This is a genomic window from Pseudomonas sp. PvP028 (assembly GCF_017832255.1).
Classification (GTDB): Bacteria; Pseudomonadota; Gammaproteobacteria; order Pseudomonadales; family Pseudomonadaceae; genus Aquipseudomonas; species Aquipseudomonas syringae.
On sequence record NZ_JAFIBL010000001.1, the window covers coordinates 402,257 to 415,350 of the forward strand.

Sequence of the window (13,094 nt, forward strand, 5' to 3'; positions counted from 1 at the left end):
GTCAGTGCTATTGCACGCTGTAGTTGAAGGTGGCGGTGAAGCGCTGTTCGCTGCGTCCACCAAAGGCTTGCTCGGGAAACGGCTTGACCTGCTTGATGCGTCGCAGACTGTTGGCGGCTGCGCGGTTGAGCAGCATGCTGGAGGCCTGGGTCTGAATGCCGGAGTCCAGCACTCGCCCCTGGCGGTCGACCAATAACCACACCACAACCTCGCCACTCGGGCGCTCCAGTGAGGCCTGGCGGCCGGTCGGGTATTGTTTGTAACCGTCCAGTTCACTGCGCAGCCCTTTGAGGTAGCCACCTTCCATACCCTGGGTGTCGACCTTCGGCGCTGCGGGTGGCGCAGGCGGTGACGGCGGCGCAACCGGGGCGCTGGCGATCGGCTTGCTGGGTGCCTGAACCGGCTCGACGGGTTTTGCCACTGCCGGTTTCGGCAAGGGTTTAGGCCTTGGTTCTGGCTTGATCTCCGGCTTGGGTTTTGGCTTGGGAACAGGCTTGGGCGGCGGTGGTGGTGGCGCCGGCTCGGCTTCTTCGCTTTCGACTACAGGCGGCGGAGGTGGCGGCTCGTCAGGTTGTACCGCAGGCGCCTCGGGCTGCACGACGGGCTCGGGCGCAGGCGGCTCGGGCTCGATCAGCGCCAGCTCCACGGCCGACTCGTCGTAGACCGGCTCCATTTTCAGCGGACGCGTCTGCACACCGATCACGATTGCGATAAGCGCCACCAGCGCGGGCAAGCCTCCCAGCCACTGACGTACACGAAACAGGAAATACATGATCAGGATTTGCGCGTGGCGATGGAGACCGACGTGAAACCACCCAGACGCAGGGTGTCCATGATCTCGACCAGACGGGCGACTTCCACGCCTTTGTCACTGTTAACGATGATCGTGGTTTTGCTGTCGGGTTTTTCCAGCGCCTTCAAGGCAGGCACCAGGGCGTCGACCGTGGTCGCCTTGCCGTCGAGCTGTAATTCGCCGTTGAGCCCCAGCGTCAGGATCGATTTGTTCTGCGGCTTGAGCTGCTGTGAACTGCTGGCACTCGGCAACTGGGTTTTCATCCCCAACGCCGGAATCACGTTCAGGCTTACCAATACGAAAAAGACCAGCAGGAACATCATCACGTCGATCATGGGGATCAGTTCGATGTGCGCCTTGCGCTTTTTAGGTTCGTCCCACGTTCTCATGCCAGCCTCTCGCTCTCTTCTTAGAGGCCGAGAATCTAGCAACCGAACGTGACCGACCGGCTTGTTTTACAAGACCGATACATGACCGTTACATGGCGGTTACCTGTACATCTCATGGCACTTAAATGATTCTTCAGGCCGTCACGGAAATGCCATAACAACGCGCCAGCGTTTGAGCATTCAACCCGACGGAAAATACGGATGAGTCGCCCGCTGCCCACTATCAGAACCTCGCGTCTGCTGCTCGCCGCGTTGCAGCCTGAACAGGCACTTACCTTGTCACGCCTGGCCGACGAGCCGACCATTGCGGCCATGACCGCGGCACTGCCCAGCCCCTACACCCTTGAGCATGCGCAGGTATTCATCGCACAGACCCACGACCAATACGCCGCCGGTCAGACGGTGAGCCTCGGGGTTCACATCCAGGCAACCGGAGAGTTGACCGGGATCGTCTCGCTGCGCCTTTCGATGTCGCACCACAGCGGCAATCTGGGTTACTGGACAGGAAAGGAATACCAAAATCAGGGTTATGCCTGCGAAGCGGCTAAAGGTTTGCTGAAGCATGGCTTCACGGACATGAACCTCAACCGCATCGCTGGCCAGTGCTTCAGCGACAACCCGGCCAGCGCCAGGGTCCTGGAGAAGTGCGGGCTATCGTATGAGGGCTGTACCAGAGAGGCATTTCTGAAAAACGGTGTGTTCAAGAATATGTTGCTGTTCGGGCTGTTGCGCTCCGAATACGAATCATCGGAGGCCACGTCATGACCGATTTCAACCAGGACCGTCGACGCATCATCACCGGAGTGGCCGGTGCAACATTGCTGTCGATCCTCAGCCCGTTTGCGCGCAGCGCGGGGGTCGATTATCCATTTACGCTCGGCGTGGCATCTGGCGATCCGTTGCCGGACGGCTTCGTGATATGGACACGTCTGGCGCCCAAGGTGATGACGCCCTCGGGCGATGGCGGGCTGAACAAACCCGTTGAGGTGCGCTGGAAGATCGCCAGCGATGCGGCCATGGTTCACGTAGTCCGCACAGGACAGGCCACCGCCCACCCGCGCCTTGCCCATTCGGTGCATGTCGAAGTGAGCGGCTTGCAGCCTGGACGTCCTTATTGGTATCAGTTCGAGAGCCTGGGGGCGCAAAGCGCTGTCGGGCAGGCCTGTACTGCACCGCTGGCAAGCGCGATGGTCTCGGCGCGGTTCGGCTTCGTGTCGTGCTCGCACTGGGAGGCCGGATACTTCAGCGCCTATCGACACCTGGCGGCGGAGCGCCCGGACCTGGTGTTCTTCCTTGGCGACTACATCTATGAGATGAACGTGTCCGCGGAAAACCCTCGGTTCCCGCGTCACCACGCCACACCTGACCCCATGGACCTGGCGGGCTATCGCAACCGATACGCGCAGTACAAGACCGATCCCGACCTGCAAGCGCTGCATGCCTGTGCGCCGAGCGTCGCCACCTGGGACGACCACGAAGTGCAAAATGACTACGCCGCCCAGTGGTCACAGGACCCCAACGTGCCGGTGGACAGTTTCCTGCGCCGCAGGACCGCCGCTTATCAGGCCTTTTACGAACATATGCCGTTGCGCGCCAGCAGCCTGCCCAAAGGACAGGAAATGCGTATTTACCGCAACCTCGACTATGGACGTCTGGCACGTTTTCACGTGCTGGACGGTCGACAGTACCGTTCCGAGCAACCCTGCATCCAGGCCAACGGCAGCCGTCGAGGTCATGTCGCGCCCAGCGACTGCCCGGATCTGCGTGACCCGAAACGCACCATGCTCGGTTGGGAACAGGAAGCCTGGCTGGACCGCAGCTTCGCCGAGTCTCCCGGACAGTGGAATGTCATTGCCCAGGATTTGCTGGTCGCGCCACTGGAACAGCGCGATCTCAAGACACAGGCGCAGGGCCACTGGACCGACGGCTGGGACGGCTACATGACCACCCGCGAGCGCGTGCTGGCCTCCCTGCAACGCCACCAGACTCGCAACCCGGTGTTCTGGGGTGGCGATATCCATTCGTTCTGGACCACCGACCTGCACGCCGACGCGGGCAATCCGGATTCAGCCATCGTCGCCACCGAATTCGTCGGCACTTCGGTAACCTCCAGCGGGCCACCGTTCGAAGCCTTCAACAGCATTCTCGGCCTCAACCCACACGTGAAGTTCTTCGACAGCCGTCAACGCGGCTATGTGGCAGTCGACCTTAACGAGCAGCACATGCAGACCCGCTTTCAAGTGGTGTCGGATGTGCTGGATCCTGCGGCGAGCGTGTCGACGCTCAAGGGTTTTGTGGTGGAGGCTGGCAAGGCGGGGGCTGTTGCCGGGTAGGCGACGTTTTGGATTGGCCATATTTTGGACAAAATTGTCCACTGTGAAGAGACAGTAAAACCCGCTTCAGGCGCTTTTTCCCTTTCCGGTGAGCTACTAACCTGAGCCCATGCTGCACGCCAGACCTCACCTACCCAAACGAAAGGACTTGACCATGACCCACACCACCTACAACCGCCTGAACAAAGATGACGCCATCGTTTTGCTGATCGATCATCAGACAGGCCTGATCTCGCTGGTGCAGGACTTCTCGCCGAACGAGTTCAAGAACAATGTTCTGGCCCTGGCTGACCTGGCCCGCTTCTTCGAACTGCCGACCATTCTCACCACCAGTTTTGAACAAGGCCCCAACGGCCCGCTGGTTCCGGAACTCAAGGCAATGTTTCCCGATGCGCCGTACATTGCCCGGCCGGGTCAGATCAACGCGTGGGATAACGAAGACTTTGTAAAGGCCATCAAGGCGACCGGCCGAAAACAGTTGATCATTGCCGGGGTAGTGACCGATGTGTGCGTGACCTTTCCAACCCTTTCGGCATTGGCTGAAGGGTTTGAAGTATTCGTGGTCACCGATGCCTCCGGCACCTTCAACACCACGGTTCAACAAGCCGCCTGGTCGCGCATGACGCAGGCGGGTGCGCAAATGATGAACTGGTTCTCGGTGGCCTGTGAGCTACAGGGCGACTGGCGCAACGATATCGAAGGGCTGGGCAACCTGCTTTCCGAGCGCATCCCGAACTACCGCAACCTGATGAACAGCTATTCGGCGCTGACTGCTCGGTAGAGGCTGGCGCTAATGGGGTTCGACGCGGGTATGCCATGTCGAATCCACGGCACGATAGTTCGGATTATCGTTCCGCACGCTCCAGCGTGGGAATGTAGTTCAGGACGCTCTGCGTCCGATCTTGAACGCACGGCGCGTCATAAATGTGTGACGCGGAGCGTCACGAAAGGCATTCCTACGCAGAGCGTTGGAACGATAATTACCCTACTTGGCCCGACGATGTCACAAGCGATCCGGCAACGTGGTGGCTTTAGTCAACTTCGGCTCATCAAGCAGTCTGGCTTTGTAAGCCATCAGCTCATCCTCTTCGATATCGAAGCGTTTTAGCCATTGCTCGGCTGCCCAGCCGATGATGCGTGGCTCGCCGTTCTTGGAAGGGTTGTGCAGACTGACCTTGGGGGCACGAATTGCCTTGAGCAGCCTGTTGGGAAGCACCAATCGGGCGGGCTTTGGCTGATCGGTCGGCGCGGCTTCAGGTATCGGTCCGGACTGGATGACCAGCCCTGAACCGTAGTCATAGAGTGCAAACCAGTCCATCGGTAGTTCGGCCTGGATCTCACCTATCCCGCCTATCTTTTCTATCCATTCGTTGCTCAAGGCCGTCAGCCATGAGACGGTCTTGATGCCCTCATGAGCATGAGCAGACCCGGCAACAGAATGACCCACATCAAGTCCGTGGAGCTTTTCAGCCAGAAACGCTTCGAAAGGCTGATTGTCACTCACACGCACTGCAGACAGCACCAGACTGTGGCCACTATAGCCATGAATAGCCTTCAAGCGCCTGGCAAAACTTACGAACATTGCTTGAAAAGCGGTGGGATGTTCTTCGACGTAAAGCCGCGGCATGCTGAAACGCAGCGCAGAAGTACCGCACACAAGCATTTTTGCCTCCCAGCCTCTCATGCCTGAAACATCAAACTCCCAATCGCCAGCGTCGTGTGGCTGCTTGCCACTAATATAGGTGAAAGCAACCAAATCGTTTTCCTTCATGCGCTTCACCATACTGCGCATGGGCGGTGCCTTGGCGTAAGCGAATTTGTCTGGCCCCTCTGGCGGCTCTTCGCGCCACAGCCAGGTCAGGTGTTCCTTGGCGAGGGCCTCATACTCGTCAAAGCATGAACAGATAGCCTCGCGCACTTCAGGCAGATGAGCGTCATTGAAGAACAACGTGCCTGTGATCGCAGGCACGCTGCCTACATAATTTTGCGGACCTTGCTTGGTCAGCAGCCCTCCGGGGACACGCATTTTCTCGGCATGCTCGCGTATCAACTGTGCCTGGTCGAACGGTAGATCAATCATGTTGAGCCCTTGCTGTTTCGCACCAAGGAATAAAGAGCAACTGACATCACAAGCAATCCGGCAACGTAGTGGCCTTGGTCAGCCTGGGCTCATCTAACAGTCTGGCTTTGTAAGCCATCAGCTCATCCTCTTCGATATCGAAGCGTTTTAGCCATTGCTCGGCAGACCAGCCGGTGATGCGCGGTTCGCCAACACTGGAGTTACGATGCAAACTACCTATCTGCGGCATCCTGACATTTTTAAACATCATGTTTGGGAGAACCAATCGAGCAGGCTTCGGCTGATCAATGGGCGCTGCTTCAGGTTTTGGACCAGCCTGAATGACCAATCCCGAGCCATAGTCATAAAGCGCGAACCAGTCTATAGGTAGCTCGGCCTGTATTTCATCTACCCCGCCCACTTTTTCAATCATTTTGTAGTTGAGCGCAGTAAGCCAGGATACGGTCTTTATACCGCTTGCGGCCGCTCGGCAAATATCAATTGGTCCTCCAACATCGAGTCCATTTAATCGCTCCGAGAGATACGCCTCAAAGGGCTCGTTGTTGTCGCTACGCACTAGAGAGAGAACAAGCCCAAGTCCGCCGTAGCCGTGAACAGCTTTCAATCGTGCGGCGAAGCTCACAAACATAGCCTGAAAAGAAGTTGGGTTATTTTCGACGTGGAGCATCGGCATACTGAAACGTAGAGAGCATAGCCCCCAAGTTCCCATCCTGGCTTTCCAGCCACGCAGTCCATAGACTTGAAACTCCCAATCGCCAGCGTCGTGTGGTTGCTCGCCGCTGGTATAACCAAAACTGAAAAGATCGTTTTCAGTCATGCGCTTAACCATGTCGCGCATAGGCTTGGCCTTGGCCTTGGCTATCTTATTCGGTCCCTCAGGTGGCTCTTCGCGCCACAGCCAACGTAGATGTTCCTTGGCGAGGGCCTCATATTCGTCAAAGCATGAACAGATAGCCTCGCGTACTTCAGGCAGGTGAGCATCATTGAAGAACAACGTACCGGTGATCGCAGGCACGCTGCCGATGTAATCTTGCGGCCCTTGTTTGGTCAGTAACCCTCCAGGGACACGCATCTTTTCGGGATGCTCGCGCATCAACTGAATCGGGTCGGACAGAAGATCAATCATATCGAGTCCTTGCCGTCTTGCACCAAGGAATAATGAGCAGGTGACATCACAAGCGGTCCGGCAACGTAGTGGCCTTGGTCAGCCTGGGCTCATCCAGCAGTCTGGCTTTGTAAGCCATCAGCTCATCCTCTTCGATATCGAAGCGTTTGAGCCATTGCTCGGCTGCCCAGCCGACGATGCGCGGTTCGCCGTCCCTGGAGGCGTAGTGCAGGCTGAACTTTGGGGAACGAATTTCTTTGAATAATCTGTTCGGCAATACCAATCGTGCGGGCTTTGGTTGATCGGTCGGCGCGGCTTCCGGTGTAGGCCCGGACTGGATGACCAGCCCTGAACCGTAGTCATAGAGCGCAAACCAGTCCATCGGCAGTTCGGCCTGAATTTCACCTATCCCGCCTATTTTCTCTACCAGTTCATGGTTCAAGGCCGTCAGCCATGAGACGGTTTTGATGCCTTTGTGGGCATGAGTAGACCCGGCAACAGGATGACCCACATCAAGCCCGTGTAGCTTTTCGGCCAGAAAAGCCTCGTAAGGCTGATTGTCACTCATGCGCACGGCAGACAGCACCAGGCCATGACCGCCATAGCCATGAATAGCCTTCAAGCGCTGTGCAAAACTCACGAACATCGCTTGAAAAGCAGCCGGATGTTCTTCGACGTAAAGCAACGGCATGCTGAAGCGCATAGCTGAAGTGCCGCGCACGATCATTTTCGCCTCCCAGCCGCGCATGCCGAAAACCTTGAACTCCCAGTCACCGGCGTCATGAGCCTGCTTACCGCTGATGTAGGTAAAGCTGACCAAGTCGTCCTCATGCATGCGTTTCATCATGGTCCGCATTGCCGGAGCTTTGGAGTAGGCAAACTTGTCCGGCCCCTCTGGTGGCTCCTCACGCCACAACCAGGTCAGGTGTTCCTTGGCGAGGGCTTCATATTCGTCGAAACATAAACAGATAGCCTCGCGCACTTCGGGCAGATGAGCGTCATTGAAGAACAACGTGCCTGTGATCGCAGGCACGCCGCCTACGTAGTCCTGCGGGCCTTGTCTGGTCAGCAGACCGCCAGGAATACGCATTTTCTCGGGATGTTCGCGCATCAATTGAATAGGGTCGAACGGTAAGTCGGTCATATCGAGTCCTTAAAGCGCAGGCACCATTCCGGGGGGCGGGCGTTTAGTCAACAGCATGTACACAATGCCAGTAACCAGAGCAGCGGTGCCGAGGTGCTCCACCGGAATTTTGGAACGATTAGGTTCGGATTGATTACAGTCGCAATGACTGGGCTCTAGCTCCACGAGCTTGTCCTCGTCCCCGGAAATAAGGGTGTAGGCCTTCCGTTGAGCTTCGTTCATCTTGTCAGGAGGAAACTTGATCTCGACGACCTGCTTTATATTATCTTGAGTGGGTGGCCTAGTTGGATCGTTGACAATAACCACATCAGGCCGGCGAATCAGCCCTCTACCCGCTTTAAACGAACCTCGTTGTGTCCCCTGATCATCCGGCGCATCCCACCATTTTTTTATCCAGCCGGGCAGCCAGTCGTGCCCCTTGGTTTCCACGTTCCGGTCCATGATCGGCGCCGGCGGTTGTCGGGTCATGTCGTAGTTGACCTCCGGCTTGTACGGGCTGCGGTGCTGAAGGATGCCGTCGAGCGCTTTGAGCTGCCCGGAGACGCAGGACTGCTTGAGCGAGCGCCCATCCTTGCCGATGCCGGGCGTGCTCTTGCATTTGCAGATTGCCGAGCACAGTACTTTCTTGTCAGCGAAGTCCAGTTCGGGCTTGCTGAGCTTCACCGGTGTGGTGGTGCCCTCTGTGGACATTGCGCCATTGGCCAACGGCGCACCGGGCTTTATAGGATCGCTCATGATTGGCCGGGTTCATCAATGAGGTCAAACGCCAGCGCTTCCTCAGCGTCGCGTTCGACCCATTGGGTGTAACCTTCGTCATCGGTGCTGCCGGTCAGGTACTGGCCGTCACTAGAACGCACGCGCACTGGCTGTCCGCTGATGGGCTTGCCAGTCGCTGCATCCAGCACTTGAAAGCGACCGCGAAAGATCTTCGCGGATGAATCCAGCGGCTCATCCTGATAACCCGCCATCAGGCCGGGACTGATGCGGCCAAATCCATCGATCAAGCCGCCCTGGACACCCGACGCCGCGCCGCTGGAAGGGTCGGTCATGGTGCTGACCTGGCTGGAATAGAGCATCGCGCCACAGGTAGTCCGGCAGCCGTGATAGGCAATGGCTTTACCGTCTTCGATCAGGCTGGGGTCGCCCTCGGCGATCGGGAACACGCCTTTACAACGCGGGCACGTCACCATATCGCCCACACGCGCGCAATTCTTGCCATCGATCAACATAGTGGGGGCGCCCGATAAAACGACGCCACCGTGGGAAGTCATATCGCCAACTACGATAAGAGGCTGCATCAGCATGCTCCCGTTGGCGAAACAGGATCGTGAAGGCCTGGAGCCGCCGACTCGTCGGCATACTCCACGACGACCATACCGCTGTGATCGGGACCGGTGATGACGTCGCCATTTTCAAAAACGCTACCGACCAAAGCGACTTGATGACCTTCATGGTGCATTGCAGGGCCAACACCAGACACAATGCGTGACTGGCTGCCATCGGGGTAATGCGCAAGGTCTCCCACCAGCGCCACGCGCCCGCCCGTCGTGTGCATGTTGCTGGTGGCGACGATGCGGCCACCACGTTGCGTGGTAGAGCTTTCGCTTGCGACCGGAAAGCGCTTTTTAACGGGTTTGATTGCGACTTTCGCTATGTACTCGTCGGCCAGGCGTTTTCCATCGACTTCCATGCCGTTCATGGTTGCTCCCTGCAGTTATGGTCTGTGCAGGGGATTTTGCCAAGCAAACAGGCATCACGCCAGCGGTTTGGCGTCAGATGAGAACGTGTCGTGCTGAGCGAAATAACTGTAGGAAAATCCCGACACAACGGAAAAGGCTTTTCCGCCGGGTGGAGAAAAAGCCTCTTCGTCCATTCAATACGCAACCATTGAAATGAAGTCTCGGTGCTCAGAGGGCGCTACTTCAACTGATTGGCAAACCGCCCCACGGCGCCCACCACCTGTTTGGCCCCCTCCTGAATCTCGACGATCACCGCACCGGCCTCGTTGGCCAGTACCAGTCCCTGTTCCGCCTGGGTGCGGCTGTTGGCCATACCGCGTACCGCCTCATCGGCCAGCGCCTGGTTTTGCTGCACGACGCTGACGATTTCTTCGGTTGCAGCGCTGGTGCGGCCTGCCAGTTGGCGGACTTCGTCAGCCACCACAGCAAAGCCCCTGCCCTGCTCACCGGCACGTGCGGCCTCGATGGCGGCGTTGAGTGCAAGCAGGTTGGTTTGCTGGGCAATGCCACCAATGGTCTGCACGATGGAATTGATCAGCAATGACTGTTTGCCAAGCGCTTCGATGCCCGAGGAGGCGGACTGCATCTCTTCGGAGATCTTGCGCATGGTATTTACAGTGTTTTGCACCACGTCCGCGCCGCGCTGGGCGCTGACGTCGGTCTGCTGGGAGATTTCAAACGCTACGCTGGCGGCCTGACTGACTTCTTCTTCGCGGGCCACCTGGTCGGTCACCATTGTGGCGAACTTGACCACTTTGTAGAGCCTGCCATGAGCATCGTGGACCGGGTTGTAGGTTGCTTCCAGCCAGACCTCACGCCCGTTGCTATCGATACGCTTGAAGCGTCCGGCCACGAACTCGCCACGGTTGAGCATCGCCCAGAACTCCCGGTACGACGCTTGAGAGGTTTCTGCCGGATCACAGAATATACTGTGATGCTTACCCTTGATCTGCGCCAGGCTGTAACCCATGCCGCGCAGGAACTGATCGTTGGCAGTCAGTACCTGGCCGCTCAGGTTGAACTCGATCACGGCGGTGGAGCGCAACAATGCCTGAATAAACGCAGAGTTCTCGGCAGCCGTTTCGACGATCTGGGTGATGTCCGATCCGTAGCATTGCAACGTCATCAGCCTGCCCTGCTCATCCAGCACCGGCTGCCAGAGGGCGCGAATCCAAACCAGCCTGCCGTCTGCATGCAGAAAACGGTACCTGTCGATGACCGACTCACCCTTCTGCACCGCCACTTTGAGACTGCGATAGCAATCAAGCTGTTTGACGTAAGTGGGCACCAAGTGGTCCAGGTCCTTACCCAGCAATTGCTCGAGCGAGTAGCCAAGCGTATTGAGAAAGTTCTCGTTGGCGTGGACGATGTGGTGGTTGGCGTCCAGAGTCAGACAGACCATTTGCGCATCCATCCCTTTCTGCATCTGCCGGTACATGGATAACTCGGCCTTTTGTGCCTGTAATTCCTTTTTCAAGCGAGCGTTGAACATGACGGCACCCATAGTGAGGTTGTACGTATATATCGACACAAGCGTAGACGGGTTTAAGGCATTTCGTCTGATGGTGGCAGATTGAATTACAGGGCGGTTGCGACCGAAAAAAACGCCCCTCTAAAAGCCATCTCGCGCATTGCTGCGAGATGTTTTCAGTGATGACAGCCCGCGGCCATTTGTCACCCAGGCCACGCCGTTAGCCACCACCGGTCGACTTTGGGCTGGTCACACGATACATTGATAGCACTAAGACATCATCCGTGATGTCCTATGTTTCTCGATGTTAATGTCCCGGTGTCACATGCTCGTTTCTGCCCTTGAACGCCCCAGCCTTGAAGATGCGCAACTCCTTGCCGAGGTCGAGCAGACGATCACTTCAGGTGTCGGCTCGTTGCGCTTCAGCCGTGTTCTTGAGAAACGCTACCAGGAAGAAACCCGGCTGCCGCGGCGCGAATTCCTGACGGCTGTAGGGATTGGCGGCTGTCTGATCTACAACCTGTTCCTGATCAGCGACTGGCTGATACTGCGGGATGTATTTTTCTATGTAGCCGTGGGCCGTCTGTGCCTGATAACGCCGATGTTTATCGCGCTGTTGATGCTGGCCCAACGGGTTTCCACGCGCTGGGCGTTGGAAACCATCGCTGCATTCGCCACGGTAGCGTGCTCGCTCATGCCACTGCTGGTGATGATTCACAGCAACAGCCCTTATCAAATCTTTTATCAACTCGGCATGCTGTTGATCATGGTCTACTGCACCATGATCCAGCAATTGCCGTTGCGCCATGCCGCTGTCGCCATGTCCTGCATGCTGATCATCCAGTTGGCGACTACCTACATTGCCAGCTTCGCCGACTTTGTGATCTGGCAGGCCAACGCTGTGTTGTTCGTCTCGACCGTGGCATTGCTGCTGATGGCCTCCTACTTTCTGGAGCGGGCAGGCCGTATGAGCTACCTGTTTGCGCTTCGCGGACGCCTGCTTCAAGTGCAACTGATGGAGTTCGCGCGTACCGATGGGTTGACCCGGCTGTTCAACCGACGCTACCAGGACGAAGTGATGACATCAGTCTGGGAGCACGCTCGTAATACACCGGAGAACGTGGCCATCATCCTGTTGGACATCGACCACTTCAAATCCTACAACGACAACTACGGGCACCCGCAAGGGGATACCTGCCTCAGATTGCTCTGTCAGAAAGTCCAGCAAAGCGCGCATGAGCATGGTGCTGTGGCGTTCCGGTTCGGCGGCGAAGAGGTGCTGGTGTTGATGATCGGCAATCCCGTGCAGGCCAGAGAAGTGGCCGAGGCCCTGCAGACCTCGGTTGCCGAACTCAAGTTGCCGCACCCGGTGCTCGGCGAAAACGCGCTGGTCACCGTCAGCCTCGGCGTGGCCTGTGCGACAGCGCCTATGACCAGTGCCGAGAACCTGATTGGCGCGGCTGACAATGCCCTCTATGCAGCCAAGCGTGCCGGACGTAATTGCGTGTGCTTCGCGTGAAATGACATCCCGCAGGATCCTGCTTTACGCCATGCCCCTGCCACTTTAATCTCGGTGCACACCCAGGCTGGGAGCCATCGCATGAGCGTTCACATTGACGTCAATACCAACCCTACGGAAGAGGATCGTCTGGCGATTCTGGAACCACTGAAACGTTTCAACGCCGAGCAGGCGGGCGACGGCAAGTCCGAGAAAGTGGCGATGTTCATTCGCGATGATCAAACCCGGGAAGTACTCGGCGGGCTGCACGCTCGCATTTTTTATGAGTGGCTGTTCATCGAGCTGCTGGTCGTGCCGGAACAAGCCCGTGGGCAAGGCATGGGCTCGCGTTTGATGCAGATGGCCGAGGATCTGGCGGTTGAAAAGGGCTGCACGGGAATCTGGCTGGATACCTTCGACTTCCAGGCCCCCGATTTCTATCGCCGCCACGGTTACACCGAGTTCGGCCAGATTGACGACTATCCGCCCGGCAACAAGCGCTTCTTTTTCCAGAAGCGCCTGCCGAACACAACGGCCTGAGC

General features: G+C 57.6%; 14 protein-coding genes. 5 read left to right on the top strand and 9 right to left on the bottom strand.

The window, feature by feature from the left end; translation table 11 throughout:
* Positions 1 to 7 precede the first annotated feature (7 nt).
* Together JOE34_RS01840 and JOE34_RS01845 are read right to left on the bottom strand one after the other, a co-directional pair.
* Positions 8 to 772: an energy transducer TonB gene (locus JOE34_RS01840; RefSeq protein ID WP_024663321.1), complete on the bottom strand. Its 765-nt coding sequence runs from the start codon at positions 770 to 772 to the stop codon at positions 8 to 10.
* A 2-nt stretch (positions 773 to 774) separates the two neighbouring features.
* Entirely contained in the window at positions 775 to 1,182 is a 408-nt protein-coding gene (locus tag JOE34_RS01845) for a biopolymer transporter ExbD (RefSeq protein WP_003345964.1), read from the bottom strand.
* A 201-nt stretch (positions 1,183 to 1,383) separates the two neighbouring features.
* Here JOE34_RS01845 and JOE34_RS01850 point away from each other — a divergent pair, with 201 nt between their 5' ends.
* The 3 genes from JOE34_RS01850 (at position 1,384) to ycaC (ending at position 4,296) form a co-directional block, all read left to right on the top strand.
* Positions 1,384 to 1,947 carry a GNAT family protein gene (locus JOE34_RS01850; RefSeq protein ID WP_046266956.1) on the top strand — a complete coding sequence of 188 codons (564 nt, stop codon included), beginning with the start codon at positions 1,384 to 1,386 and terminating at the stop codon, positions 1,945 to 1,947.
* Entirely contained in the window at positions 1,944 to 3,515 is a 1,572-nt protein-coding gene (locus JOE34_RS01855) for an alkaline phosphatase D family protein (RefSeq protein ID WP_046266955.1), read from the top strand. Before JOE34_RS01850 ends, JOE34_RS01855 begins: the two co-directional genes overlap by 4 nt.
* 154 nt (positions 3,516 to 3,669) lie before the next feature.
* The gene (ycaC, locus tag JOE34_RS01860; RefSeq protein WP_010424920.1) at positions 3,670 to 4,296 is read left to right on the top strand and encodes an isochorismate family cysteine hydrolase YcaC; all 627 of its coding nucleotides are present in this window, start codon (positions 3,670 to 3,672) and stop codon (positions 4,294 to 4,296) included.
* Positions 4,297 to 4,518: 222 nt separating this feature from the next.
* On the opposite strand, the gene JOE34_RS01865 is transcribed toward ycaC, so the two are convergent.
* The 7 genes from JOE34_RS01865 to JOE34_RS01895 all read right to left on the bottom strand — a co-directional run bounded on the left by JOE34_RS01865 (position 4,519) and on the right by JOE34_RS01895 (position 11,075).
* The gene (locus tag JOE34_RS01865; RefSeq protein WP_010424922.1) at positions 4,519 to 5,595 is read right to left on the bottom strand and encodes a type VI immunity family protein; all 1,077 of its coding nucleotides are present in this window, start codon (positions 5,593 to 5,595) and stop codon (positions 4,519 to 4,521) included.
* 46 nt (positions 5,596 to 5,641) lie between these two features.
* The gene (locus tag JOE34_RS01870) at positions 5,642 to 6,721 is read right to left on the bottom strand and encodes a type VI immunity family protein (protein WP_024684232.1); all 1,080 of its coding nucleotides are present in this window, start codon (positions 6,719 to 6,721) and stop codon (positions 5,642 to 5,644) included.
* Between the two features lie 46 nt (positions 6,722 to 6,767).
* A complete protein-coding gene (locus JOE34_RS01875) occupies positions 6,768 to 7,844 on the bottom strand; it encodes a type VI immunity family protein (RefSeq protein WP_209995069.1) in 1,077 nt (358 codons plus the stop codon).
* Positions 7,845 to 7,853: 9 nt separating this feature from the next.
* Positions 7,854 to 8,579: a VRR-NUC domain-containing protein gene (locus JOE34_RS01880; RefSeq protein WP_010424928.1), complete on the bottom strand. Its 726-nt coding sequence runs from the start codon at positions 8,577 to 8,579 to the stop codon at positions 7,854 to 7,856.
* Entirely contained in the window at positions 8,576 to 9,142 is a 567-nt protein-coding gene (locus tag JOE34_RS01885) for a PAAR domain-containing protein (protein WP_024683507.1), read from the bottom strand. The genes JOE34_RS01880 and JOE34_RS01885 overlap by 4 nt, the downstream gene beginning before the upstream one ends.
* On the bottom strand, positions 9,142 to 9,543 hold the full coding sequence (locus tag JOE34_RS01890) for a PAAR domain-containing protein (RefSeq protein WP_010424930.1): 402 nt from the start codon (positions 9,541 to 9,543) through the stop codon (positions 9,142 to 9,144). The genes JOE34_RS01885 and JOE34_RS01890 overlap by 1 nt, the downstream gene beginning before the upstream one ends.
* 218 nt (positions 9,544 to 9,761) lie before the next feature.
* Positions 9,762 to 11,075, bottom strand: a complete 1,314-nt coding sequence (locus JOE34_RS01895; protein ID WP_046267089.1) for a PAS domain-containing methyl-accepting chemotaxis protein — start codon at positions 11,073 to 11,075, stop codon at positions 9,762 to 9,764.
* Positions 11,076 to 11,379: 304 nt separating this feature from the next.
* Here JOE34_RS01895 and JOE34_RS01900 point away from each other — a divergent pair, with 304 nt between their 5' ends.
* Together JOE34_RS01900 and JOE34_RS01905 are read left to right on the top strand one after the other, a co-directional pair.
* Positions 11,380 to 12,573, top strand: a complete 1,194-nt coding sequence (locus JOE34_RS01900) for a diguanylate cyclase (RefSeq protein WP_016567199.1) — start codon at positions 11,380 to 11,382, stop codon at positions 12,571 to 12,573.
* A gap of 81 nt (positions 12,574 to 12,654) precedes the next feature.
* On the top strand, positions 12,655 to 13,092 hold the full coding sequence (locus JOE34_RS01905; protein WP_004402488.1) for a GNAT family N-acetyltransferase: 438 nt from the start codon (positions 12,655 to 12,657) through the stop codon (positions 13,090 to 13,092).
* Positions 13,093 to 13,094 lie beyond the last annotated feature (2 nt).

Excerpts from the sequence above, each read along its gene's own strand:
- JOE34_RS01840 (WP_024663321.1), bottom strand. The coding sequence starts at position 772 with ATGTATTTCCTGTTTCGTGTACGTCAGTGGCTGGGAGGCTTGCCCGCG.
- JOE34_RS01845 (WP_003345964.1), bottom strand. The coding sequence starts at position 1,182 with ATGAGAACGTGGGACGAACCTAAAAAGCGCAAGGCGCACATCGAACTG.
- JOE34_RS01850 (WP_046266956.1), top strand. The coding sequence starts at position 1,384 with ATGAGTCGCCCGCTGCCCACTATCAGAACCTCGCGTCTGCTGCTCGCC.
- JOE34_RS01855 (WP_046266955.1), top strand. The coding sequence starts at position 1,944 with ATGACCGATTTCAACCAGGACCGTCGACGCATCATCACCGGAGTGGCC.
- ycaC (WP_010424920.1), top strand. The coding sequence starts at position 3,670 with ATGACCCACACCACCTACAACCGCCTGAACAAAGATGACGCCATCGTT.
- JOE34_RS01865 (WP_010424922.1), bottom strand. The coding sequence starts at position 5,595 with ATGATTGATCTACCGTTCGACCAGGCACAGTTGATACGCGAGCATGCC.
- JOE34_RS01870 (WP_024684232.1), bottom strand. The coding sequence starts at position 6,721 with ATGATTGATCTTCTGTCCGACCCGATTCAGTTGATGCGCGAGCATCCC.
- JOE34_RS01875 (WP_209995069.1), bottom strand. The coding sequence starts at position 7,844 with ATGACCGACTTACCGTTCGACCCTATTCAATTGATGCGCGAACATCCC.
- JOE34_RS01880 (WP_010424928.1), bottom strand. The coding sequence starts at position 8,579 with ATGAGCGATCCTATAAAGCCCGGTGCGCCGTTGGCCAATGGCGCAATG.
- JOE34_RS01885 (WP_024683507.1), bottom strand. The coding sequence starts at position 9,142 with ATGCAGCCTCTTATCGTAGTTGGCGATATGACTTCCCACGGTGGCGTC.
- JOE34_RS01890 (WP_010424930.1), bottom strand. The coding sequence starts at position 9,543 with ATGAACGGCATGGAAGTCGATGGAAAACGCCTGGCCGACGAGTACATA.
- JOE34_RS01895 (WP_046267089.1), bottom strand. The coding sequence starts at position 11,075 with ATGTTCAACGCTCGCTTGAAAAAGGAATTACAGGCACAAAAGGCCGAG.
- JOE34_RS01900 (WP_016567199.1), top strand. The coding sequence starts at position 11,380 with ATGCTCGTTTCTGCCCTTGAACGCCCCAGCCTTGAAGATGCGCAACTC.
- JOE34_RS01905 (WP_004402488.1), top strand. The coding sequence starts at position 12,655 with ATGAGCGTTCACATTGACGTCAATACCAACCCTACGGAAGAGGATCGT.